This is a genomic window from Klebsiella sp. GN_Kp190, from assembly GCF_040061795.1.
GTDB lineage: Bacteria > Pseudomonadota > Gammaproteobacteria > Enterobacterales > Enterobacteriaceae > Klebsiella > Klebsiella michiganensis.
This window is the reverse complement of sequence record NZ_JBEAFN010000005.1, coordinates 260,492-281,967: the sequence shown is the minus strand read 5'-3', so window position 1 is coordinate 281,967 and position 21,476 is coordinate 260,492. Positions and strand designations below refer to the sequence as shown.

At 54.9% G+C, this 21,476-nt stretch carries 22 protein-coding genes and 1 riboswitch; of the genes, 10 read left to right on the top strand and 12 right to left on the bottom strand.

Going from position 1 to position 21,476, the window contains the following annotated elements:
• Nucleotides 1–86: 86 nt before the first annotated feature.
• On the bottom strand, nucleotides 87–914 hold the full coding sequence (gene nadE, locus ABLU67_RS03330) for an ammonia-dependent NAD(+) synthetase (RefSeq protein WP_004850083.1): 828 nt from the start codon (nucleotides 912–914) through the stop codon (nucleotides 87–89).
• Nucleotides 915–1,144: 230 nt separating this feature from the next.
• Here nadE and osmE point away from each other — a divergent pair, with 230 nt between their 5' ends.
• From osmE to chbG, 7 genes are all read left to right on the top strand, one after another.
• Nucleotides 1,145–1,483 (top strand): osmotically-inducible lipoprotein OsmE, encoded by a 339-nt coding sequence (gene osmE / locus ABLU67_RS03325; protein WP_004850085.1) that lies wholly within the window; start codon nucleotides 1,145–1,147, stop codon nucleotides 1,481–1,483.
• A gap of 284 nt (nucleotides 1,484–1,767) precedes the next feature.
• A complete protein-coding gene (chbB, locus tag ABLU67_RS03320) occupies nucleotides 1,768–2,088 on the top strand; it encodes a PTS N,N'-diacetylchitobiose transporter subunit IIB (protein WP_004101340.1) in 321 nt (106 codons plus the stop codon).
• 167 nt (nucleotides 2,089–2,255) lie between these two features.
• Nucleotides 2,256–3,614: a PTS N,N'-diacetylchitobiose transporter subunit IIC gene (gene chbC / locus ABLU67_RS03315; protein ID WP_004850089.1), complete on the top strand. Its 1,359-nt coding sequence runs from the start codon at nucleotides 2,256–2,258 to the stop codon at nucleotides 3,612–3,614.
• 54 nt (nucleotides 3,615–3,668) lie between these two features.
• Entirely contained in the window at nucleotides 3,669–4,016 is a 348-nt protein-coding gene (gene chbA / locus ABLU67_RS03310) for a PTS N,N'-diacetylchitobiose transporter subunit IIA (RefSeq protein ID WP_004850090.1), read from the top strand.
• Between the two features lie 12 nt (nucleotides 4,017–4,028).
• Nucleotides 4,029–4,868 (top strand): transcriptional regulator ChbR, encoded by an 840-nt coding sequence (gene chbR, locus ABLU67_RS03305; RefSeq protein ID WP_071532282.1) that lies wholly within the window; start codon nucleotides 4,029–4,031, stop codon nucleotides 4,866–4,868.
• Between the two features lie 102 nt (nucleotides 4,869–4,970).
• Nucleotides 4,971–6,317 (top strand): 6-phospho-beta-glucosidase, encoded by a 1,347-nt coding sequence (locus ABLU67_RS03300; protein ID WP_009653470.1) that lies wholly within the window; start codon nucleotides 4,971–4,973, stop codon nucleotides 6,315–6,317.
• A 12-nt stretch (nucleotides 6,318–6,329) separates the two neighbouring features.
• A complete protein-coding gene (gene chbG, locus ABLU67_RS03295) occupies nucleotides 6,330–7,088 on the top strand; it encodes a chitin disaccharide deacetylase (RefSeq protein ID WP_109240966.1) in 759 nt (252 codons plus the stop codon).
• A gap of 42 nt (nucleotides 7,089–7,130) precedes the next feature.
• Here chbG and katE read toward each other — a convergent pair whose 3' ends face one another.
• Entirely contained in the window at nucleotides 7,131–9,389 is a 2,259-nt protein-coding gene (gene katE, locus ABLU67_RS03290; RefSeq protein WP_025106972.1) for a catalase HPII, read from the bottom strand.
• A 181-nt stretch (nucleotides 9,390–9,570) separates the two neighbouring features.
• On the opposite strand from katE, the gene cedA reads away from it, so the two are divergent.
• Complete coding sequence (gene cedA / locus ABLU67_RS03285; protein WP_071532283.1) at nucleotides 9,571–9,825, top strand: cell division activator CedA; 255 nt, start codon at nucleotides 9,571–9,573, stop codon at nucleotides 9,823–9,825.
• A 75-nt stretch (nucleotides 9,826–9,900) separates the two neighbouring features.
• Here the strand turns inward: cedA and ABLU67_RS03280 are convergent, their stop codons facing one another.
• From ABLU67_RS03280 to hxpB, 4 genes are all read right to left on the bottom strand, one after another.
• The gene (locus ABLU67_RS03280) at nucleotides 9,901–11,292 is read right to left on the bottom strand and encodes an L-cystine transporter (RefSeq protein WP_014228987.1); all 1,392 of its coding nucleotides are present in this window, start codon (nucleotides 11,290–11,292) and stop codon (nucleotides 9,901–9,903) included.
• Nucleotides 11,293–11,426: 134 nt separating this feature from the next.
• Nucleotides 11,427–12,017, bottom strand: a complete 591-nt coding sequence (locus tag ABLU67_RS03275) for a metal-dependent hydrolase (RefSeq protein WP_004850102.1) — start codon at nucleotides 12,015–12,017, stop codon at nucleotides 11,427–11,429.
• Nucleotides 12,018–12,108: 91 nt separating this feature from the next.
• On the bottom strand, nucleotides 12,109–12,870 hold the full coding sequence (gene kduD, locus ABLU67_RS03270) for a 2-dehydro-3-deoxy-D-gluconate 5-dehydrogenase KduD (RefSeq protein WP_102802803.1): 762 nt from the start codon (nucleotides 12,868–12,870) through the stop codon (nucleotides 12,109–12,111).
• A gap of 148 nt (nucleotides 12,871–13,018) precedes the next feature.
• On the bottom strand, nucleotides 13,019–13,687 hold the full coding sequence (hxpB, locus tag ABLU67_RS03265) for a hexitol phosphatase HxpB (RefSeq protein ID WP_025106974.1): 669 nt from the start codon (nucleotides 13,685–13,687) through the stop codon (nucleotides 13,019–13,021).
• A 129-nt stretch (nucleotides 13,688–13,816) separates the two neighbouring features.
• On the opposite strand from hxpB, the gene ABLU67_RS03260 reads away from it, so the two are divergent.
• Entirely contained in the window at nucleotides 13,817–14,353 is a 537-nt protein-coding gene (locus tag ABLU67_RS03260) for a YniB family protein (protein ID WP_009653426.1), read from the top strand.
• Between the two features lie 32 nt (nucleotides 14,354–14,385).
• On the opposite strand, the gene yciA is transcribed toward ABLU67_RS03260, so the two are convergent.
• From yciA to ABLU67_RS03235, 5 genes are all read right to left on the bottom strand, one after another.
• Nucleotides 14,386–14,784, bottom strand: coding sequence for an acyl-CoA thioester hydrolase YciA (gene yciA, locus ABLU67_RS03255; RefSeq protein WP_004850109.1), 399 nt, complete (start codon nucleotides 14,782–14,784; stop codon nucleotides 14,386–14,388).
• A gap of 98 nt (nucleotides 14,785–14,882) precedes the next feature.
• Entirely contained in the window at nucleotides 14,883–17,063 is a 2,181-nt protein-coding gene (locus tag ABLU67_RS03250; RefSeq protein WP_064358739.1) for a TonB-dependent siderophore receptor, read from the bottom strand.
• A 183-nt stretch (nucleotides 17,064–17,246) separates the two neighbouring features.
• Nucleotides 17,247–18,563, bottom strand: coding sequence for a voltage-gated chloride channel family protein (locus ABLU67_RS03245; protein WP_348852157.1), 1,317 nt, complete (start codon nucleotides 18,561–18,563; stop codon nucleotides 17,247–17,249).
• A gap of 79 nt (nucleotides 18,564–18,642) precedes the next feature.
• Nucleotides 18,643–18,704, bottom strand: a riboswitch (Fluoride riboswitch).
• A gap of 99 nt (nucleotides 18,705–18,803) precedes the next feature.
• The gene (locus tag ABLU67_RS03240) at nucleotides 18,804–19,343 is read right to left on the bottom strand and encodes a septation protein A (RefSeq protein ID WP_004101360.1); all 540 of its coding nucleotides are present in this window, start codon (nucleotides 19,341–19,343) and stop codon (nucleotides 18,804–18,806) included.
• A gap of 52 nt (nucleotides 19,344–19,395) precedes the next feature.
• Nucleotides 19,396–20,139, bottom strand: a complete 744-nt coding sequence (locus ABLU67_RS03235; RefSeq protein WP_004850117.1) for a YciC family protein — start codon at nucleotides 20,137–20,139, stop codon at nucleotides 19,396–19,398.
• Nucleotides 20,140–20,452: 313 nt separating this feature from the next.
• Here ABLU67_RS03235 and ompW point away from each other — a divergent pair, with 313 nt between their 5' ends.
• Entirely contained in the window at nucleotides 20,453–21,091 is a 639-nt protein-coding gene (gene ompW, locus ABLU67_RS03230; RefSeq protein WP_004121296.1) for an outer membrane protein OmpW, read from the top strand.
• A 121-nt stretch (nucleotides 21,092–21,212) separates the two neighbouring features.
• Here ompW and ABLU67_RS03225 read toward each other — a convergent pair whose 3' ends face one another.
• Nucleotides 21,213–21,458 (bottom strand): YmjA family protein, encoded by a 246-nt coding sequence (locus tag ABLU67_RS03225; protein WP_032692737.1) that lies wholly within the window; start codon nucleotides 21,456–21,458, stop codon nucleotides 21,213–21,215.
• Nucleotides 21,459–21,476 lie beyond the last annotated feature (18 nt).

The window sequence follows — 21,476 nt, the reverse complement described above, 5'->3', positions numbered from 1 at the left end:
ATTTATCCAGTATAGCAGTCGAAGGAAGAGGCGAAAAGGATAAAAAATCGCCCCGAACCGGGTCGGGGCGGAGGGGGAGAGGCGAATTACTTTTTCCAGAAGTCGTCGAAGACCGTAATCGGCGGTCGGCGTTTATGCTCGGTTTTCAAATACCAGCCTTCAATCGTTTTCGCAATTTTCTCATCCAGCGCTTTGCCTTCCAGATAATCATCGATATTTTCGTAGGTCACGCCCAGCGCCACTTCGTCCGGCAGGGAGGGGCGGTCGTCCTCAAGATCGGCGGTCGGCAGCTTTTTATACAGATGCTCCGGGCAGCCTAGCTGGGCCAGCAGCTGTTTGCCCTGGCGTTTGTTAAGGCGAAAGATAGGGTTAATATCCGTACCGCCATCACCGTATTTGGTGAAGAATCCGGTAATGGCTTCCGCCGCATGGTCGGTACCCACCACGACGCCGTGGGTCATTCCGGCGATGCTGTACTGCGCCTTCATGCGCTCGCGGGCTTTTTCGTTACCGCGAACAAAGTCGCTAAGTTCAATCCCGGCCTCGCGCAGCGCCTGTTCGCTGGCCAGCACGGCGCCTTTGATATTGACCGTTAATACGCGATCCGGCTGAATAAAAGCGATAGCGTCCTGGCAGTCCTGCTCATCCGCCTGCACGCCGTAGGGCAGGCGCACGGCAATAAACTGCAGGCTGCTGTCACCGGTTTCGGCACGCAGCTCGTTGATGGCTAACTGACACAATTTACCGGTTAGCGTTGAATCCTGGCCGCCGCTGATGCCGAGGACCAGTGATTTAATAAAAGGGTATCTCTGAAGATAGGCCTTCAAAAAGTCTACGCTGCGGCGTATCTCGGCTTCGACATCGATCTGGGGTTTTGCGCCCAGCGCCTGAATAATCTCTTGTTGTAGCGTCATTGCGCCCTCCGGGAAGTGAATCTGTTTGCCAATCAGCAGTGGTTTAACCTACCTCTTTGCCGGTAAAACGACAAGGATCACAATTTTGAGTGAAGCAAAAGCAGGCAACCTCAACAAGAGGGGATTTATTATTGGAAAGCTCTTAATTTCGCTTCATTTCCACCTTCGGCTTGAAAAATAACGATATTTATTCCAGGCTTATTAACACGCCAAAAAAAAGAGGATGGTATATGAACAAGCATTTTGCAGGATTTCTGGGCGCAGCAGCAGTATTGACCCTGCTGGCAGGGTGTACGGCCTACGACCGTACGAAAGATCAGTTTACTCAACCCGTGGTTAAAGACGTTAAGAAAGGCATGACCCGCGCGCAGGTTGCGCAAATTGCCGGTAAGCCTTCATCAGAAGTCACCATGATCCACGCGCGCGGTACCTGCCAGACATATATCCTGGGTCAACGCGATGGTAAAATTGAAACCTACTTCGTTGCGCTGGATGAAACCGGCCGCGTGATGAATTCTGGTTATCAGACCTGCGCCGAGTACGATACCGACCCACGCAACAGTAAGTAACGCCCCGCCATAGTGCTGATTCCTACGAAAGCCCGACCATTGGTCGGGTTTTTTTATGAGTTCTGATGCTTATTTAATTGCGCGAATTATTTGAGGGAAATGTGAAGGCAGTCAAAACGCGAGGTCAATGAGAGACAATTCTGTTCAAGGAGGAATTATCCTGCTGTCGATCGATGCCGTATACTCAATGCATAAACAATACTAATTCAAAGAAACATCTCTTACCGCCTCTCAGGCATCAATGATGCAGAGAGGACCGGGTCACACAAATTGAGGAAGCGTTCATGGAAAAGAAACATATCTACCTGTTCTGTTCTGCTGGGATGTCGACATCACTGCTGGTATCGAAAATGCGTGCCCAGGCCGAGAAGTATGAAGTGCCGGTGATTATTGAAGCATTTCCGGAGACCTTAGCCGGTGAAAAAGGACCTGATGCGGATGTCGTATTATTAGGCCCACAAATTTCCTATATGCTGCCGGACATTCAGCGTTTACTGCCAAATAAACCCGTAGAAGTCATTGATTCTGTTCTGTACGGTAAGATCGATGGTTTAGGTGTTCTGAAAGCGGCCGTTGCGGCCATTAAGAAAGCTGCTGCACAATAATTTTATTTTAAAACTCGACATATTTCGGATAGCAGCGGTTAGAATTTCGTGAGGGTGTGTTTTAGCTGCTCGCTGTCCGAAATACCCAGAGTTTATTTTCCCGTCAAAGAGTAATTTCATCTATCATTGCCGCAGTGACTATATTGCGGCCTTAAAGGGTATTTATTATGAGTAAAGTGATTGACTCGCTTGAAAAGGTACTCCTGCCTTTTGCCGTCAAAATAGGAAGGCAGCCCCACGTCAATGCAATTAAAAACGGCTTTATTAAGTTAATGCCATTGACGCTAGCCGGGGCGATGTTTGTTTTAATTAACAACGTATTTTTGAGCTTTGGCGACGGCTCATTCTTTTATTCAATGGGCATCCGTCTGGATGCGTCTACAATAGAAACGCTTAACGGTTTTAAAGCTATCGGCGGTAACGTTTATAACGGTACGCTTGGCATTATGTCGCTCATGGCGCCTTTCTTTATTGGCTCCGCTTTAGCTGAGGAGCGGAGAGTAGACCCGATGGCCGCCGGTTTACTGGCCGTTGCGGCATTTATGACCGTCACGCCTTATAGCGTCGGTGAAGCCTACGCCGTGGGCGCAAACTGGTTAGGCGGCGCCAATATCATTTCTGGTATTGTCATCGGGCTGGTCGTTGCCGAGATGTTCACCTTTATCGTGCATCGCAACTGGGTGATTACGCTGCCGTCCAGCGTGCCGGCTTCGGTTTCCCGTTCATTCTCTGCGGTCATCCCGGCCTTTATCATCCTCTCGATTATGGGGATTATCTCCTGGGCGTTGACCCACTGGGGGACCAACTTCCACCAGATCATCATGGACACTATCTCCACGCCGCTGGCTTCAATGGGCGCCGTCGTAGGCTGGGCATACGTCATTTTCACCTCGCTGCTGTGGTTCTTCGGCGTACACGGGTCGCTGGCGCTGTCAGCGCTGGATAGCGGAATCATGACGCCGTGGGCGCTGGAAAACATTGCAACCTACCAGCAGTACGGTTCCGTCGAGGCCGCGCTGGCCGCGGGTAAGAGCTTCCATATGTGGGCCAAGCCGATGCTGGATTCCTACATCTTCCTTGGCGGTACCGGCGCGACTCTGGGCTTAATCATCGCCATCTTTATCGCTTCACGTCGTGAGGATCATCGTCAGGTGGCGAAACTGGCGCTGCCGTCAGGCATCTTCCAGATTAACGAGCCAATCCTGTTCGGTCTGCCGATCATTATGAACCCGGTGATGTTTATCCCCTTCATTCTGATTCAGCCTCTGCTGGCGGCTATCACCATGACGGCTTATACCCTGGGCATCATCCCGCCGATTACCAATATCGCGCCGTGGACCATGCCGACCGGTTTAGGCGCCTTCTTTAACACCAACGGTAGCGTAGCCGCTCTGCTGCTGGCCCTGTTCAACCTTGCCGTGTCCACCCTGGTCTATCTGCCGTTTGTGGTGATTTCCAACAAAGCGCAGGGCGTCATTGAGCAGGAAGAGAGCGAAGAAGATATCGCTAACGCACTGAAATTCTAATATTGAGCCGGTACGGGAGATTTCCCGTACCGTCCTGGAAATAAGGGAGTCATTATGTTTGATCTGGATAACATCGCAGCAGAAGAGACCGCGGTAAACGACCTCGAAGAGGTGGTGATGGGGCTGATTATCAACTCCGGTCAAGCGCGCAGCCTGGCTTATGCCGCGCTGAAGCAGGCAAAGCAGGGAGATTTCGAGGCGGCGAAAACGATGATGGAACAGTCGCGCATGGCGCTGAGCGAAGCGCACCTTGTGCAGACGCAGCTGATTGAGAGCGATGAGGGTGAAGGCAAAATGAAGGTGAGCCTGGTGCTGGTTCATGCGCAGGATCATCTAATGACCTCAATGCTGGCTCGTGAGCTGGTTGCCGAATTGATTGAGCTGCACGAGAAGGTACAATAGGTCATCGACACGATGAGGCAGCCAAAGATGATGACCACTGAAATCAGTACCGCCCGGGAGCAACAACTCTTTAACGGCAAGAACTTTCATGTGGTCATCTATAACAAAACGGAGAGCGTAAGCGGGCTTCACCAGCATGATTATTACGAGTACACCATTGTTTTAACCGGGCGCTATTATCAGGTTATTAATGGCAAGCGGGTGCTGCTGGAGCGCGGGGATTTTGTCTTCATCCCAATGGGGTCGCATCACCAGAGTTTTTATGAATTTGGTGCGACGCGCATTCTTAACGTTGGCATCAGCAAAAGTTTCTTTGAGAAACACTATCTGCCGCTGCTGCCGTTTGGTCTGGTCGCCTCACAGGTCTATGCCGTTAAAAGTACTTTTCTCAGTTATATTGAGTCGGTTATTGCATCACTGAATTTTCGCGAAACTGAATTCGACGAATTTATCGAGCTGGTGTCTTTTTACACCCTGAATCGTTTGCGGCATTATCGTGAAGAACCTACGGAAGACGTTATTCCGCAATGGTTAAAAAATACCGTTGAGGGTATGCACGATAAGCTTAAATTTGGCGAGGGGGCGCTGGAAAATATGGTCGAGCTTTCCGGGAAAACTCAGGAATACTTAACCCGGGCCACCCAGCGTTATTATGCCAAAACGCCGATGCAGATGATTAACGATATTCGCATCAACTTCGCCAAAAAACAGCTGGAGATAACCAACTACTCGGTGACCGATATCGCCTATGAGTCGGGGTACAGTAGCCCAAGTCTGTTTATTAAAACATTCAAGAAGCTGACTTCTTTTACCCCCAGCAGCTATCGGAAACACCTCACCAGTATTAATTAACCGGGCGCGGAATAGTCCGCGCGGTCTAAATATTCAAATTAACTGTCCGTATTTAAACGGAGAGCGGGTGCCGCATACGCGCTATCCGCAAGGGAGAAAAAGATGAGCCAGAAATTGAAGGTAGTGACTATCGGCGGCGGCAGCAGCTATACCCCGGAATTACTGGAAGGATTCCTGAAGCGTTATCATGAACTGCCGATTAGCGAACTGTGGCTGGTGGACGTCGCGGAAGGGCAGGAAAAGCTCGATATTATCCATGCGCTGTGCCAGCGCATGGTGGAAAAAGCCGGCGTCCCGATGAAAGTCTACAAGACCCTCGATCGCCGCGCGGCGCTGGAAGGCGCAGATTTCGTCACTACTCAGCTGCGCGTCGGCCAGCTTAAGGCGCGCGAAAAGGACGAGCGTATTCCGCTGAGCCACGGCTATTTAGGCCAGGAAACCAACGGCGCGGGCGGACTGTTTAAAGGTCTGCGCACCATTCCGGTCATTTTTGACATTGTGAAAGATGTGCAGGAAGTCTGTCCGAACGCCTGGGTGATTAACTTTACCAACCCGGCGGGCATGGTGACCGAGGCGGTTTATCGTCATACCGGCTTTAAGCGCTTTATCGGCGTGTGCAATATTCCTATCGGCATGAAGATGTTTATCACCGATGTGCTGAAGCTGAGCCCGAGCGATGAGCTCAATATCGATCTGTTTGGTCTGAACCATCTGGTGTTCGTGCGGGATGTGCTGGTCAACGGCGTTTCGCGCTTTGACGAGCTGCTTGACGGCGTGGCGTCGGGTCGATTGAGCGCAAACTCGGTGAAAAATATCTTTGATTTGCCGTTTAGCGAAGGGCTGCTCCGTTCGCTGCGCCTGATCCCTTGTTCCTATCTGCTCTACTACTTTAAGCCAAAAGAGATGCTGGCGATTGAAATGGGCGAATACTACAAAGGCGGCGCGCGCGCGCAGGTGGTTCAGAAGGTTGAGAAACAGCTATTTGAGCTGTACAAAGATCCGGATCTGAACGTTAAGCCGAAAGAACTGGAACAGCGCGGTGGGGCGTATTATTCCGACGCGGCCTGTGAAGTGATTAACGCCATTTATAATGACAAGCAGGCCGAGCATTACGTGAACGTGCCGCATCATGGTCACGTGGATAACATCCCGGCCGACTGGGCGGTCGAGATGACCTGTACGCTGGGTCGCGACGGTGCGAAACCGACGCCGCGCATCACGCATTTCGACGAAAAAGTGCTGGGGCTGATTTACACCATTAAAGGCTTTGAAGTCGCGGCCAGCGAAGCGGCAATCAGCGGTAAACTGGATGACGTGCTGCTGGCGCTTAACCTGAGCCCGCTGATCCACTCCGATCGTGACGCCGAACAGCTGGCGCGTGAGATGATCCTTGCGCACGAGCAGTGGCTGCCAAACTTTGCGGCGACTATCGAAAAACTGAAACAGTAACGGGAGCGGCTTATGGAACGCGTGTTAATCGTCAATGCCGATGACTTTGGCCTCAGCAAAGGGCAAAACTACGGCATTATCGAAGCCTGCAAGAACGGTCTGGTCACCTCCACGACGGCGCTGGTCAACGGCGCGGCGATCGGCCACGCTGCCCAGCTTAGCCGCTGCGTCCCTGAGCTGGCGGTGGGGATGCACTTTGTCCTGACGCTGGGCGAACCGCTGTCGGCGATGCCGGGCTTAACCCGCGAAGGTCGTCTCGGTAAGTGGATTTGGCAGATGGCGGAAGAGGATAGCCTGCCGCTGGATGAGATCGCGCACGAGCTGGAGTGCCAGTACCGGCGCTTCGTCGAGCTGTTTGGCCATGAGCCGACGCATATCGACAGCCATCACCATGTGCATATGATTGCGCAGATTTACCCCATCGTCGCGGCCTTTGCGCGCGAGAAGGGGGTGGCGCTGCGGATCGATCGGCAACTGGCGACGCTGTCAGGTTTAGCGCAGGATGCGGCGCGCAGCAGCGACGGGTTTACCAGCGAGTTTTACGGGGAAGGGGTTTCGGAAGCGCTGTTTCTGCAAACCCTGGATGCCTCTATCCAGCGTTATGAGCGATCGCTGGAGGTGATGTGCCACCCGGCGTTCGTTGATAACACGATTATGGGTAGCGCCTATTGCTACCCGCGCCTGACCGAACTGGACGTGCTCACCGCCGAGTCGCTGAAGTATGCGATTGCCGAGCGCGGCTACCGGCTCGGCACCTATCGCGATGTGTAAGTAAAGAGAAGTGAGAAGCCCGGCAGAAATGCCGGGCTTTTTTTACGCCGGGATCGCGGAGATTTTGGCGCTTCTCGACCACACCCGATGCGCCGCCATCAGGGTAATCAGCGCATCCACCGACGCATTATCGATGGCGTCCGTCTCAACGATGCCTTCTTCCCCCTGACTGGCAACCTGCAGCGGCGCTTTGCACTGCCGGGCATCGCCTGCCAGCAGAATCGGCTTCAGGTGTTTATAGGCTTCCAGCAGGTAGTAATGGAAATCACCGTTGTTGCTCAGGCTTTGCAGATCGCCGCCGGGAACAATGACCGCGTCCACGGTAAGCGATGGCGACCCGGCAAAGGTCCCGGCCACCGGCAGCTCGGTGCCGTCATCGGCCTGCACTTTCCCCATTCGGGAATAGAGTAATTTGGCATGCACCCCGTGCGCTTTGAGCGCCTTGAGCAGCGTCAGGAGCTCTTTGGCGACCGGACGATCGTTAAGCAGTACCGCTACCACACGGCCTTTTACGTCACCGCTGGGAATAGCGTACAGGCTTAACGTAGGATCCTTTTTCAGACCGTTAACATCCGGCGGCGGCGTGATGCTGCGCTGTTCGTCGGTGAGCTCAATACCCAGATTTTTACCCACCGCCTGAGCCAGCTGCAGGTCGATATGCGCCAGCTGATCGACCACCCGCTCGCGGATCCACTCCCTGACGACCTTGCTCAGCTCGAAGCTGAATCCGTCGATAATATGCTGCTGCTCAATAGGCGTCTGGCTACGCCAGAACAGCAGGGGCTGCGAGTAATATTCGCCAAACGACGGACTGCGCTGGCGAATTTTTTCCCCGTCAACCCGCTCGGCATAGGATTCAAAGCCGCCGCGTTTAGCGGCCGGCGGCGTCTCCCGCGGCCAGTTATCGTTGATGGAGTTAGGTTCATAGTTTGCCGGGTTGGTATCAATATCCATCCGGTGCATGCCGTCGCGCTGGAAATTATGGTACGGGCAGGTGGGTTTATTGATCGGGATTTCATGGAAATTCGGCCCGCCGAGGCGGCTGATCTGCGTATCGGTATAGGAGAAAAGTCGGCCCTGCAGCAGCGGATCGTTGCTGAAGTCTATCCCCGGAACGATATGCCCTGGATGGAAGGCCGCCTGTTCGTTTTCGGCAAAGAAGTTGTCCGGGTTGCGATTGAGGACCATCTTACCGACGCGCTGCACCGGGACCAGCGCTTCCGGAATCAGCTTGGTGGGATCCAGCAGATCGAAATCAAAAGCAAACTCGTCCTCTTCCGGGATCAGCTGTAAGCCCAGCTCGTACTCAGGATAATCGCCGGCTTCAATCGCTTCCCATAAATCACGGCGGTGGAAATCGGGATCGCGACCGGTCAGCTTTTGCGACTCGTCCCATACCAGGGAGGCTTTGCCCGCGACCGGCTTCCAGTGAAAACGTACGAAGGTGGCTTTACCTTCCGCGTTAATCAGGCGGAAGGTGTGGATGCCGAACCCTTCCATCGTGCGGTAGCTGCGGGGCAGTCCGCGGTCGGACATCGCCCACATCACGTTATGCAGCGTTTCGGGCTGCAGTGAGACGTAATCCCAGAACGTGTCGTGCGCGCTTTGCCCCTGCGGGACGGCCCAGTGCGGCTCGGGTTTGACCGCGTGGACGAAATCAGGGAACTTGATCGCGTCCTGAATAAAAAAGATCGGCGTGTTGTTGCCGACCAGGTCAAAGATGCCCTCGTCGGTATAAAACTTGGTGGCAAAGCCGCGGATGTCGCGCACCGTATCGGCGGAGCCTGCGCCGCCCTGAACGGTGGAAAACCGGACGAAGACCGGCGTTTTTTTCTGCGGATCGCAGAGGAAAGCCGCTTTGGTGATATCGCTTAAGTCGCTGTACGCCTGGAAATAGCCGTGCGCAGCGGAGCCGCGGGCATGGACGATCCTCTCAGGAATGCGCTCGTGGTCAAAATGGGTGATTTTTTCGCGCAGGATAAAATCTTCCAGCAGCGTGGGGCCGCGTTTGCCCGCGCGCAGCGAGTTCTGGTCGTCTGCGATGCGTACGCCCTGATTGGTGGTAAGCGCAAAATCCTCGCCGCCTTTACGCTGTTTTTCAAGGGCATCGAGCTTTTCGCTGTGCGTATCCGGGGCTTTCATACTGCCCGGGGCGGTCGGCTCTTCACCTGGGGCGGTGGGATGCGGCGTGGGCCGCCAGTTCTGATCTTCGGGGGCTAAGGCATCCAGACCTGGTTTTGCTTCCCGGTCGTCGTGAACCGGTGATTGATGGGGTTGCGGGTTATGGTGTTTATCAGACATTGCTCGCTCCTGCTTTCATTGCTGAAAATGGTCGTTGCTAAACCAAAACCCTTCTAATTGTAGAACATCATTTCAAGAATATATTTTTATAAGAGTTTTACTACTAAAGGGCCGCAAGCTGGGGGCGACGAAAGGGGGCTTTTTCGGCTATGATAGGGGTTTCTGTTTCCCGCTGTGTTTAGTGAATCTATTTGTGATGAAACCACTTCGCCAACAAAATCGTCAGGTCATTAGCTACGTGCCGCGAGTCGAGCCTGCGCCGCCGGAACACGCCGTCAAAATGGATGGTTTTCGCGACGTCTGGGTTTTGCGGGGTAAATATGTTGCTTTTGTGCTAATAGACGAACATTTTCGTCGCTCCCCTCCGTTTAACGTGCCGGAAGCGGCGCAGCGCTGGGCGACGCAAATGAGGCAGGAAGGTGAAATCGACGCCTGAATGTGCCGGGCACAATAAAAAAACCGCTGAAAATCAGCGGTTTTTTGTTTTTAATAACCTGAAGTGCGGGCCCGCTTAGCGGTGCGCGAGCTCCGCGTCTTCTTCGCTATCGAGAATAGCTTTATCGGTTTGACGCAGCCACTGGCTGGTCAGGGTACCGGCGGTCATGGAACCGCTTACGTTCAGCGCGGTACGGCCCATATCAATCAGCGGCTCAACCGAGATCAGCAGCGCCACCAGCGTGACCGGCAGGCCCATCGCCGGCAGGACGATCAGGGCGGCAAAGGTCGCGCCGCCGCCCACGCCAGCGACCCCGGCGGAACTGACGGTCACGATGCCCACCAGCGTCGCAATCCACAGCGGATCGAGCGGGTTAATACCGACGGTAGGGGCGACCATCACGGCGAGCATCGCCGGATAGAGGCCCGCGCAGCCGTTCTGCCCGATCGTGGCGCCGAACGATGCGGAGAAGCTGGCGATAGACTCCGGCACGCCCAGACGACGCGTTTGCGCTTCCACGTTCAGCGGAATAGACGCCGCGCTGGAGCGGCTGGTAAAGGCGAAGGTCAATACCGGCCAGACTTTACGGAAGTACTTCAGAGGACTCACGCCGTTGACCGCAAGCAGCAGACCGTGCACCACGAACATGATGCCCAGACCAATATAGGAGGCGATAACGAAGCTGCCGAGCTTGATGATGTCCTGCAGGTTAGAGCCCGCGACTACCTTGGTCATCAGCGCCAGCACGCCGTACGGCGTTAACTGCATCACCAGGCGCACCAGCTTCATTACCCAACTCTGCAGCGTGTCGATGGCGGTGAGTACGCGCTGGCCTTTGGCGACGTCATCTTTCAGCAATTTCAGCGCCGCGACGCCGAGGAACGCGGCGAAGATAACCACGCTGATAATCGACGTTGGGTTCGCGCCGGTCAGATCGGCAAACGGGTTTTTCGGTACGAAAGAGAGGATCAGCTGCGGGACGCTCAGGTCCGCGACTTTACCGGCGTAATTGCTCTGAATGGCGTTGAGGCGGGCGGTCTCCGCGCTGCCCTGAACAAGCCCTTCGGCGGTCAGGCCAAACATATTAGTGACCAGCACCCCGACCAGCGCCGCAATCAGCGTGGTGAACAGCAGGGTTCCAATACTGAGGAAGCTGATTTTACCCAGCTGCGAGGCATTATGCAGACGGGCGACCGCGCTCAGAATGGAGGCGAAAACCAGCGGCATGACGATCATTTGCAGCAGTTGAACATAGCCGTTACCGACGATATTGAACCACTGGATAGAATCCTTCAGCACCGGGCTGTCGGAACCATAGATAAGCTGTAGCGCCAGGCCGAAGACAACGCCGATCGCCAGACCGACCAGCACTTTTTTAGCGAGGCTCCACTGTTTATGGCGGGTTTGGGCCAGCGCCAACAGTAAAACCGCGAACACGACTACGTTCGCTATTAATGGAAAGTTCATCCCCGTTCTCCTGATATCTTTTATTACCGGGCTGGTCAATAACCAGCTCTTATGACGGCAAGGGTAGCAGAAGGCGTTATTCGTTACTTATATTCAAATGGAATTGATTATAACCAATTGAATAATTCGCTGGTTTATCGTCCAGCCTGGTGGCTAATTAAGCGATTAAAGGTGGTTTGCAAAGAATTAATCATGTCCGATGACCAGCGAATGGCGCTGTTTTCGGCAACGTTTTGCGGCATCCATACGGCATAGATAAACAGCGCCATACACAGCGCGCGCTCCAGCTGGTTACCCTTGCGCGGTGCAAGCAGGGGCAGGCGAAAACGCCAGCGGCAGGGCCAGAGCAGCGGAACGCCTGCCGGGGTGAGCATGTCGGCGAGAATATGGCTAAGGTAGCCAAGAACCAGGCCCTGAACCGCATCTGCCGGCACTATCCAGCTTTCCGGTACTTTCAATGAGAAAATCGCGACCGCGCCAAAGACTACCAGCAGGCTATGGGTGAAGCCGCGATGGCCAAAGGCGCGCGCTATCGGTTTTGATATCCAGCTTAATCGCTGACCGAGAAACGACTTAGGGTGATCGATATCCGGCAGCAGACAGGTCAGGATGGCGGAAGGAACGATGTGCCACCAGTCGCCCTGAGCCAGCACGGGGGTCAATTCCGCGTTTTTCGCAAATACCGCACAGGCGATAGAGAAGAGGAGGTGGCCTTCCGCCGTCATGATAAACACCCTAAACTGTCAATTCATACAGTATAGGGTTTTTATACAGTGTGCGGAAGAGGTGACGGTGTAACTCTTTGTCACAAAAACATCAGCGTGCCAGCCAGCCGCCATCTACCGCCAGCGTAAAGCCGCTAATGTAATCCGCCGCCCGGGAGGCGAGAAAAACGACCGGCCCCTGCAGGTCATCCGGCACGCCCCAGCGCCCGGCCGGAATACGATCGAGAATCGCTTTGCTGCGCTCGGCGTCTTCACGCAGCTGCTGAGTATTGTTGGTAGCCATGTATCCCGGGGCAATGGCGTTAACGTTGATGCGATGCCCCGCCCATTCGTTGGCCATCAGGCGGGTAATGCCCAGTACGCCGCTTTTTGACGCGGTGTAGGAGGGTACCCGAATCCCCCCCTGAAAGGAGAGCATTGAGGCAATATTAACAATTTTCCCGCCGTCGCCCTGCGCGATGAACTGCCTGGCGACCGCCTGTGAAAGAAAGAACACCGACTTCAGATTCAGGTTAATCACCTCGTCCCAGTCTTTTTCGCTAAAGGAGAGCGCATCGGCGCGGCGGATGGTTCCCGCATTGTTGACCAGAATATCTACCCGGCCCATGGCGGCCACGGCCCGATCGACAATGGTTTCAATCTCATCCTGCCGGCTCAAATCGGCCTGAATAGCGGTAAAGCGTCGGCCCAGCGCCTGAACCTTCTCTGCGGTTTCATGGGGGATCCGGCGATTCACGCCGACGATATCGCACCCGGCCTGCGCAAGGCCCAACGTCATTCCCTGGCCCAGCCCGGTATCACAACCCGTCACGATAGCGACCTTGCCCGTAAGGTCAAAGGCGTTCAGTACCATATGCACCTCTGTATGCTGATTTCACGCGTTAAATAACGCCGTTGAGACAAGCATAGAGGGCGGGAGAAGAAAAAACAAATAAAAATGAAACGCTGTTTTAATTTTGTGATGATGAGACGGTGCCGCTATCTCATCATCAGCGGCAGGATTAACCGAGCAGGTCGCTCAGGGTGAGGGATTCAAGGGTGGCAAGCTTCACGTCCGCCAGCACGAAGCGCGGATCGCGGCTGTTTTCCGCTTCCGGTACGACGATAGATCGCATTCGGGCCGCTTTGCTGGCAATCATGCCGTTAACCGAGTCTTCCAGCGCCACGCAGTGCATCGGGCTGACGCCGAGTCTGGCGGCGCAGTCCAGATAGACCTGCGGGTGCGGTTTGCTGAACGGCAGCCCTTCGGCGGAAGCGAGGGCGTCAAATTGATCGCGCAGTTCAAACATGGTGAGGACTTTTTCCAGCATCCGCAGCGGCGAAGCCGACGCCAGGCCGATTTTCAACCCCTGGGCTTTGCACATCGCCACCGCTTCCCGCGCACCGGGGAGGAGCGGACGCGCTTCTTCCACCAGCTGGATGGCGCGGTTGATGATCCGCGCGGTGACTTCGGCACGATCCGGGCCTTTCCACGGCTGCTGGGCAAACCACAGATCGACGACTAAATCGATGCGCAGCCCCAGGATATCGGGCATTTCATGGCGGCGGCTGATATCCACCCCGAGGCTTGCCATCACCTCCAGCTCCGCTTTATCCCACAGCGGCTCAGAATCAATCAGTAAACCATCCATATCAAAAATCGCGGCGTGAATCTGGCGCCTGGCTGACATAAGTCCCTCTCCTGTAGCGTAAGTAGATAACGAATCGGCACTCATGGTATATCATACCGCGCATTATTGGGCGAAATTCGCCGACGAAGGTAGACTTAGGGTAGACAGGCGTCTTAACAAGGGGAACCCATGACGTATCAACAAGCTGGACGCGTTGCAGTACTTAAACGTATTTTGGGGTGGGTGGTATTTATCCCGGCGGTTATCTCGACGCTGATCTCCGTGCTGAAGTTTATGTACGAGCACAGTGAGAAAAAACCGGGCATTGACGCGGTGATGATGGACTTTGCTCATGTGATGATTGAGATGATGCGTTTCAATACGCCGTTCCTGAATTTCTTCTGGTACAACTCGCCGCTGCCGGACTTTAAGCACGGTATGAATATCGGCTTCTGGGTTATCTATATTCTGGTGTTCGTCGGCATGGCGCTACAGGCCTCCGGAGCGCGGATGGGGCGCCAGGCGAAGTTTCTGCGCGAGGGCGTTGAGGATCAGCTGATTCTGGAGCAGGCGAAAGGGGCCGAAGGGCTGACGCGCGAACAAATCTCTGAACGCGTTGTGGTGCCGCGCCATACCATCCTGGTGCAGTATTTTCCGCTATACGTCCTGCCGGTAATTATTATTGTGCTGGGCTACTTCTTCTTCTCTTTACTCGGCTTTCTGTAAAAGACCGGCCCGGAAGCGCCGGGCCGGCAGAATTACTGGGCGGGAAGGGCGCGCGGTTTACCCTCATTATCTACCGCGACGTAGATAAACAGCGCTTCGGTTGCTTTGTAGCGCTGGCCGATGGGTTCAGACGACACCTTCTTGACCCACACTTCCATATTGATGGTTATCGACGTATTGCCGCGCTTCACGCAGCTGGCGTAGCAGCACACCACGTCGCCGACCGCGACCGGGCGTAAAAAAGTCATGCCGTCGACGCGCACGGTCACGACGCGACCGTGGGCAATCTCTTTGGCCATAATCGCCCCGCCAATATCCATCTGCGACATCAGCCAGCCGCCGAAAATATCGCCGTTAGCGTTGGTGTCCGCCGGCATCGCCAGGGTGCGTAATACCAATTCGCCCTTCGGCGTAAGATCTGTTGTTGTCATTCTATACTCTGTACTAGTCAAAGATGATCAGGCGGATGCTACTATGAAAATGACGCTGAGAGAATAGGGAATACGCCCGCGATAGCGGGCGTGAGGGGTTAGAAGGAGATCGTGACGCCAGCGTAATAGGCGCGACCCGGTTCGTTATAGGTCGAAGCCCCTTCGTTTTCACGATAAATTTGCTTATCGAACAGGTTACTGATCCCGGCGTTCAGGCGCAGGTCTTTCATTAGCTGATAGTTGCCGCCGATACCAACCACGGAATAGGAGCCCACTTCATTGGTGGCCAGTACGCCGTTTTCAGTACGAATTTCCGCATATTCCCGCGGTTTCTGCCGACCGTACAAAGTCCAGTTGACGTTCGCCGAAAACTTGCTGGTCACCTGCCAGTCGAGCAGGGTATTGATGGTGTATTTCGGAATAACGGACAGCGGGTTTCCGGTATCTTTGTTTTCCGATTTGATCATATAAGTGGCATTGGTGCGCCAGCTGAGCGTATCGGCAATGACCGGAACCAGCAGCGTGCCTTCAAGGCCTTCGACGACCGCTTTCCCGCCGTTCTCCCACTGCAGGATATTCGCCCCGGTAGCGGTATTACCCAGTATCTCGGTGCCGGAGACGATCTTGTTTTTGTAGTCGTTGCGGAACCAGGTGACGCCGGCGTTATAACCGTTCAGGTTAAACTCAAGGCCAATCTCCTTATTGATGCTGATTTCCGGATCGAGGTCCGGGTTACCCAAAAGATAGCAGTTGCCATCGGCAATACTTATCGGGCAGCCGTTGCCCCGCGTAGAAAGAAGATACCCCTCGCTGGACTGATACAGGTTCGGCGCTTTAAATACCCGGGCGATGCCCGCTTTGACCTTAAACATATCGCCCAGATCCTGTGACAGGTTCAGGCTCGGGCTCCAGTTGCTGCCGAAGTCGTTATGATAGTCGAAGCGCAGACCCGGGATAATATTGGTGCCCGGCGTCGCTTCGATATTGTCTTCCAGATAAATACCGGTCAGGGTGGCGCTGTTTTTAGGGCTGCGTTGTGAAGGATCGCCCGAAATCCCGGGGAGAGCATCCGTGGTGGTGGTGGCCTGCATGGATGCCGGATCGTTTAGCTCATCGCGATTCCATTCCATGCCCAGAGTCAGGGTCTGTTCAGCGAGCCAGTTGAAGGGGAGATTCACCTCTGCGGTTGAGCGCCACGACTCCAGGCGGCTGGTGTCATAGACATCGCTGTTGATCATCCCTTCAACGCGGCCGGTGGTGCCCTCCTGCAGGCGGGTATTGTTGGTTTTTTCGTAGTAGACGCCCGCCTTCGACTGGCCCCAGTCCCAGATCCCGTTGTAGGTCAGGCCCCAGGTCTGCCGATATAGCCGGTTGGTTTCCTGACCGTACAGCGTATCCACCAGGCCATTTGGGCTCATATTGCTGTTGCTGTACTGCGTATCGCCGGCATAAATATTGCCCTGGCGGCTATAGGCGTAGCTAAAATCCAGGATCTGCTGCGGCGTAACTTTCCACGACAGCAGGGCGTTAATATCTTTGTTGCGTACCCCTTCGCGGCCCGCCGCGTAAGAGCCATTTTGCGCGCGGTTAATATCCCAGGCATCGGGCTCCGTTTTGTTAATGTTGCCGTACAAACGCATGGTCAGGGCATCTCCCGCCAGCGGTCCGTTGAGGCTGAAGTTAGCCCGGTTGGTGGCGCCTTCTTTATTATTTTCCGGCTGATTGGTATAGAGCGAAAGCGAGCCGTGCCAGTCGTTGGTGGGGCGTTTGGTGATGATATTGACAACGCCGCCCGCGGCGCCTGAGCCGTAGCGCGCTGCGGCAGGGCCGCGCAGAACTTCAATGCGTTCCACCATTTCCGGCGGTACCCAGTTGCTGTCGCCGCGGGTATCGCGCTCGCCGCGCCAGCTATAGCGCACTGAATTGCGGGAGGTGACGGGCACGCCGTCGATAAGAATCAGCGTGTTTTCCGGTCCCATTCCGCGAATGTCGATCTGACGGTTGTTGCCGCGGCTGCCGCTGGCGCTGTTGCCGGTCAGGTTGACGCCGGGCATTTTACGGATGATTTCTGAGAGATCGTTAACCGGGGGATCTTTAGCAATATCTTCCGCAGTGATGATCGAGACGCCCGGCTGCTGCTTCAGCGCCTCTTCGGCGGTGCCATGAACCACCATGGTCTCCGTATCCTGTTCCACCTCTTCGGCGAAGACCCCTGGGCTGAGTAAGCCTGCAATGGCCAGGGCCAGGGGCGTTGCTATGTGATTTTTCTGCGTTCTCATTATAAATATCCATATCAAATCATGAAAAAATTGAGATCGAGAATATCAATGATAATCATTATCGTTTCAATAAAGAGACGCTAATCTCCATTAAATCCTCACAATTGCCGCAACTTTCCGGCATGTGGTAGATATCATGAAGAAACCGGCGAGCCTGAACCCTCCGGTTTCCGGGCACGTTCGTCAGGAGGTGGGGGTTTCGTTGTCGGTTTTTTGACGGCGTGTTTGCGATTGGTACCACGCCGGGAGCTCAGCCAGTCTGATGCCGGTCGGGACATAGCTTTGTTTCAGGCAGGCTATGCGCTGGGAACGATAAATACCGGTATAGCCCGAGACCAGCCATGCCACCACGCAGGCCAGCGCCGCGTAAACACCGATTTCCGCGCCAAATAGCTCAATCGCCATCAGCGTCGAGGCGATGGGGGTATTCGCCGCGCCGGCAAAGACGGCGACAAAACCTATCCCGGCCAGAAAACCTGGCGGCATATGCAGCAGCGGCGCCAGCGCATTGCCCAGCGTCGCGCCGACGTAAAACAGCGGGGTGACTTCGCCCCCTTTAAATCCGCTGCCTAAAGAGACAACGGTGAAGATCAGTTTGCCGAAGCAGTCCCACGGCGCCAGCGGATGCTGGAAAGCGTCCACTATCACCGGTATGCCCAGGCCAATATAGCGCTCTCCGTGCAGCAGCCAGACGGCGCCGGCAATCGCCAGTCCGCCAATAAACGGCCGCAGCGGCGCGTAGTGAATCCGTTTTTTCATCAAGGCGCCGACCGCATGCGTGCTGTCGGCGAAAATGCGCGCCGCGAGGCCAAAGCAGCAGCCGGCGATAATGATGGCCAGCAGCGTCCAGAGCGCCAGCGTGGGAAAGCCGGTAATAAAGTAGTGCGTATGCTGCACGCCCCACATGATGCCGACCCGATCGGCGATAATCGCGGCAAACAGACAGGGAAGAATGGCGTTGTAGTCCATCCGGCCGATAGCCAGGACCTCGAGCCCGAATAGCGCTCCGGCGAGCGGGGTACCGAAAACCGAAGAGAAACCGGCGCTGATCCCGGCCATCAGTATCATTCGCCGTGCATCGTCGTTAAGGCGGAAAAGGGCCGTAAAACGGTCGGCGATCGAGGCCCCCATCTGCACCGCCGTGCCTTCACGCCCGACGGAGGCGCCAAACAGATGAGAAACAACGGTGCCGAAAAAAACCAGCGGCGCCATGCGCAAGGGAATGATGCGCTGAGGGTCGTGAATCTCTTCCAGAATCAGGTTATTGCCGGCCTCCACGCGGGTGCCGTAGCGCAGGTAGATCCAGCCGACGGCAAAACCGGCCAACGGCAGGAGCCCGATAAGCCAGAGGTCAGCTTCACGCGTTGCCGTGGCCCACTGCAGTGAGAAAAGAAAAAACGCCGATGCCGTACCCGCCAGCACCGCGATGATAAAGGCGAGGAGCAGCCATTTTCCGAGGAAGAAAAGCAGAGAGAGTGATGAAAAGCGGTTTGCACGCATCGTCAGTTCCTTAGAAGATTAACCTTCCCGGACGCGGTGCCTGCAATTCAGATATGCCTGCCCATTCCCGGTCCGGGAATAAAAAGCAGGCATCATTAGCCACATGGCGGTTCAAGGAGGAATGCCATCTCCTGTGAGAAATAGCTTACATTACGAATCGTTTCAGCTGAAGCGATTTATGCGGAGAGGGGAAAAGCGAAGAACGCGGCACGCCGTCCGGCGTGCCGTGGGAAAGCCAGCTTAGTGGTTGTCGTCCTGCGGCATATGGCGATAGATATACACGCCGCTCAGCAGGGTGAATACCAGCGTCAGGGCGGTTAAACCAAAGACCTTGAAGTTGACCCAGATATTCTGCGGCAGCCAGAAAGCGATATAGATATTCGCCAGTCCGCAAAGGATGAAAAACACCGCCCAGGCCAGATTCAGACGCGACCACACCTGCTGCGGCAGCGTCAGCTCTTTACCCAGCATGCGCTGGATCAGCGGCTTCTTCATCACCCACTGGCTAAACAGCAGCGCGCTGGCAAACAGCACGTAGATAACCGTCACCTTCCATTTAATAAACTCATCGTTATGGAAGAAGATGGTTAAGCCGCCAAATACGGCCACCAGCACAAAGGTAATCAGCGCCATTTTCTCGACTTTACGATAGCGCACCCAGCTGTAAATCAGCACGATGGCGGTAGCGATAATCAGCGCGGTCGTCGCGGCGTAGATATCATAAAGCTTGTAGAATGCGAAGAAGACTACCAGCGGTAAAAAATCCAGAAACTGCTTCATACATCGATTCCGTCGTTCAGGTTGGGGCAGGGAGCACCCGCCCTGGATTAGGTTAGTTACGAATGAGCATATACAAGCGAAATAAATAGATCAGCAACAATGCGGAGATAAGATTGCTGAGGGTATTTATTACCACCGCGCCAACGTTTGGCGTCAGGACCGCGAAGCTGGAGGCAAACAGCAGCAGCAGCGTTTTCGCCAGCAGCCAGCCGATAATGGCCGGCGCCACCAGACGTACGTTGGCCCAGGCCAGACGCATACTGCTACGCATGGCGCTGAAAATCCCCATTTTATCCTGCACCAGCATAACCGGTGCGAAAGAGAGCACGATAGCCAGCAGGACGCCCGGCACCACCACCAGCATCATTCCCATCTGCACGATAAACGTCGTCAGCAGGATCAGCAGCAGCAGCTTTGGCAGCACCGGCGCAGAAGCGCCGATCGCACGCAGGGCGCTGACTCGCTGGCCGGCGGAGACCATCTGAATCATGAGCAGAACGCCGCCGGCAAGAATGGCGTTACCTACCAGCCCTGAGAAGGTAGAGGCCGCAGACGCGCGCAGCAGGATTTGCTGCTGCTCCGGCGTCATGCTCTGGACCAGTTCAAACAGCCCGCCGCTACCCGCCAGGCTATCGCCCTGGCTCAGTATTGACAGCTGCTCTTCACTGGGTGAAAAGGCATGGCCAAGTACTACCGTAATGAACGCGCATAGCAGCGCAATCAGCAGGATAGTAACGAACTGATTGCGGAAAAAGTTCCCGGTGTCACGGTAGACGGACTTCGCCGTGATAGACATGCATTCTCCTTGAGTATTGCAGGTGTTAACTAGCCGGCGATTGTACCGCAAATCGCGGCTGGGTAGCAGTCTCTGCTCCTGCACGCTAAGTATATCTTTGTAAATAGAAGAGGAAATCAGCGACGCGCTGCCTTGAGTGTCATAAAGCAAGAAATTTGATACGACACGCTTCTCACTGATTGTATTGAGAAAGTGAAAATTAATCTGGATCAATAAATGTTAAATTTGCCCACTTAATGTGATCTATGTTGGATCAAACATACTTCAATGTAGGTATATTCTGGCGCTGAATAACCATAATGAGGAAGTGGGTATGAAAAAGTTAGCAGCGGCGGTTGTTATTCTGAGCAGTCTTTCCGGCAGCAGCGTCTGGGCGCATGAAGCTGGTGAATTTTTTATTCGCGCGGGTTCGGCAACGGTCAGACCGACCGAAGGCGCGGGCGGCACGTTAGGCAGCCTGGGGGGCTTTAACGTCAGCAATAATACGCAACTGGGTTTGACGTTCACCTATATGGCAACGGATAACATCGGCGTTGAACTGCTGGCCGCCACGCCGTTCCGCCATAAAGTCGGGACCGCGGCAACCGGCAATATTGCGACCGTTCACCATTTACCGCCGACGCTCATGGCGCAGTGGTATTTTGGCGACTCCAGCAGCAAGCTGCGTCCATACATTGGCGCGGGTATCAACTACACGACCTTCTTCGATGAGAGCGTGAACGATACGGGTAAAAAGACCGGCATATCCGATCTGAGCCTGAAAGACTCCTGGGGGGCGGCAGGACAGGTGGGGATGGACTATCTGATTAACCGCGACTGGCTGATTAACATGTCGGTGTGGTACATGGATATCGACACCACCGCCAACTATAAGCTGGCGGGCGCGCAGCAGCACGACAGTATCCGTCTGGATCCGTGGGTGTTTATGTTCTCTGCCGGATACCGGTTCTAAAGTCTCAGGTAAAGCTGGTCGCAATGACCAGCTTTATTGCACGTCCCGACGCGAAGTCCGCTGCCGCGATTGCCGATGCGTCATTTGCCGCAAGCACTCCGCGGAACGTCCGCGTCAACCGCTACTCATTACCCCATTTATTCAGGAATTCCGCGATATCATCGATGCGCTGCCGATCGATGCCCGCTTGTATGGCCATCTCTCCCTGCGCCTCCTCGCTGATTTCTTCGTTATTCATCAGCCGCGTAATCAGCAGTTGAAAATAGCGCGCCAGGGGCTCACGTTCTGACTCGCTGACGGGCTCGGCGGACTCCGTCGAATACTCATCCGCAATGTCGTAATATTTCAGTGGTACTTCCTCGTGCATAAATCGCTCCCGGTTGAC

Bases quoted from the DNA above. Each gene is read 5' to 3' on its own strand.
- katE (WP_025106972.1), bottom strand. From the start codon at position 9,389: ATGTCTGATAAACACCATAACCCGCAACCCCATCAATCACCGGTTCAC.
- hxpB (WP_025106974.1), bottom strand. From the start codon at position 13,687: ATGTCAGCCAGGCGCCAGATTCACGCCGCGATTTTTGATATGGATGGT.
- kduD (WP_102802803.1), bottom strand. From the start codon at position 12,870: ATGGTACTGAACGCCTTTGACCTTACGGGCAAGGTCGCTATCGTGACG.
- ABLU67_RS03275 (WP_004850102.1), bottom strand. From the start codon at position 12,017: ATGACGGCGGAAGGCCACCTCCTCTTCTCTATCGCCTGTGCGGTATTT.
- osmE (WP_004850085.1), top strand. From the start codon at position 1,145: ATGAACAAGCATTTTGCAGGATTTCTGGGCGCAGCAGCAGTATTGACC.
- ABLU67_RS03250 (WP_064358739.1), bottom strand. From the start codon at position 17,063: ATGAGAACGCAGAAAAATCACATAGCAACGCCCCTGGCCCTGGCCATT.
- chbR (WP_071532282.1), top strand. From the start codon at position 4,029: ATGAGGCAGCCAAAGATGATGACCACTGAAATCAGTACCGCCCGGGAG.
- chbC (WP_004850089.1), top strand. From the start codon at position 2,256: ATGAGTAAAGTGATTGACTCGCTTGAAAAGGTACTCCTGCCTTTTGCC.
- ABLU67_RS03235 (WP_004850117.1), bottom strand. From the start codon at position 20,139: ATGTCTATCACGGCGAAGTCCGTCTACCGTGACACCGGGAACTTTTTC.
- ABLU67_RS03240 (WP_004101360.1), bottom strand. From the start codon at position 19,343: ATGAAGCAGTTTCTGGATTTTTTACCGCTGGTAGTCTTCTTCGCATTC.
- chbG (WP_109240966.1), top strand. From the start codon at position 6,330: ATGGAACGCGTGTTAATCGTCAATGCCGATGACTTTGGCCTCAGCAAA.
- ABLU67_RS03260 (WP_009653426.1), top strand. From the start codon at position 13,817: ATGACGTATCAACAAGCTGGACGCGTTGCAGTACTTAAACGTATTTTG.
- ABLU67_RS03225 (WP_032692737.1), bottom strand. From the start codon at position 21,458: ATGCACGAGGAAGTACCACTGAAATATTACGACATTGCGGATGAGTAT.
- ABLU67_RS03300 (WP_009653470.1), top strand. From the start codon at position 4,971: ATGAGCCAGAAATTGAAGGTAGTGACTATCGGCGGCGGCAGCAGCTAT.
- chbA (WP_004850090.1), top strand. From the start codon at position 3,669: ATGTTTGATCTGGATAACATCGCAGCAGAAGAGACCGCGGTAAACGAC.
- ABLU67_RS03280 (WP_014228987.1), bottom strand. From the start codon at position 11,292: ATGAACTTTCCATTAATAGCGAACGTAGTCGTGTTCGCGGTTTTACTG.
- chbB (WP_004101340.1), top strand. From the start codon at position 1,768: ATGGAAAAGAAACATATCTACCTGTTCTGTTCTGCTGGGATGTCGACA.
- yciA (WP_004850109.1), bottom strand. From the start codon at position 14,784: ATGACAACAACAGATCTTACGCCGAAGGGCGAATTGGTATTACGCACC.
- ABLU67_RS03245 (WP_348852157.1), bottom strand. From the start codon at position 18,563: ATGCGTGCAAACCGCTTTTCATCACTCTCTCTGCTTTTCTTCCTCGGA.
- nadE (WP_004850083.1), bottom strand. From the start codon at position 914: ATGACGCTACAACAAGAGATTATTCAGGCGCTGGGCGCAAAACCCCAG.
- ompW (WP_004121296.1), top strand. From the start codon at position 20,453: ATGAAAAAGTTAGCAGCGGCGGTTGTTATTCTGAGCAGTCTTTCCGGC.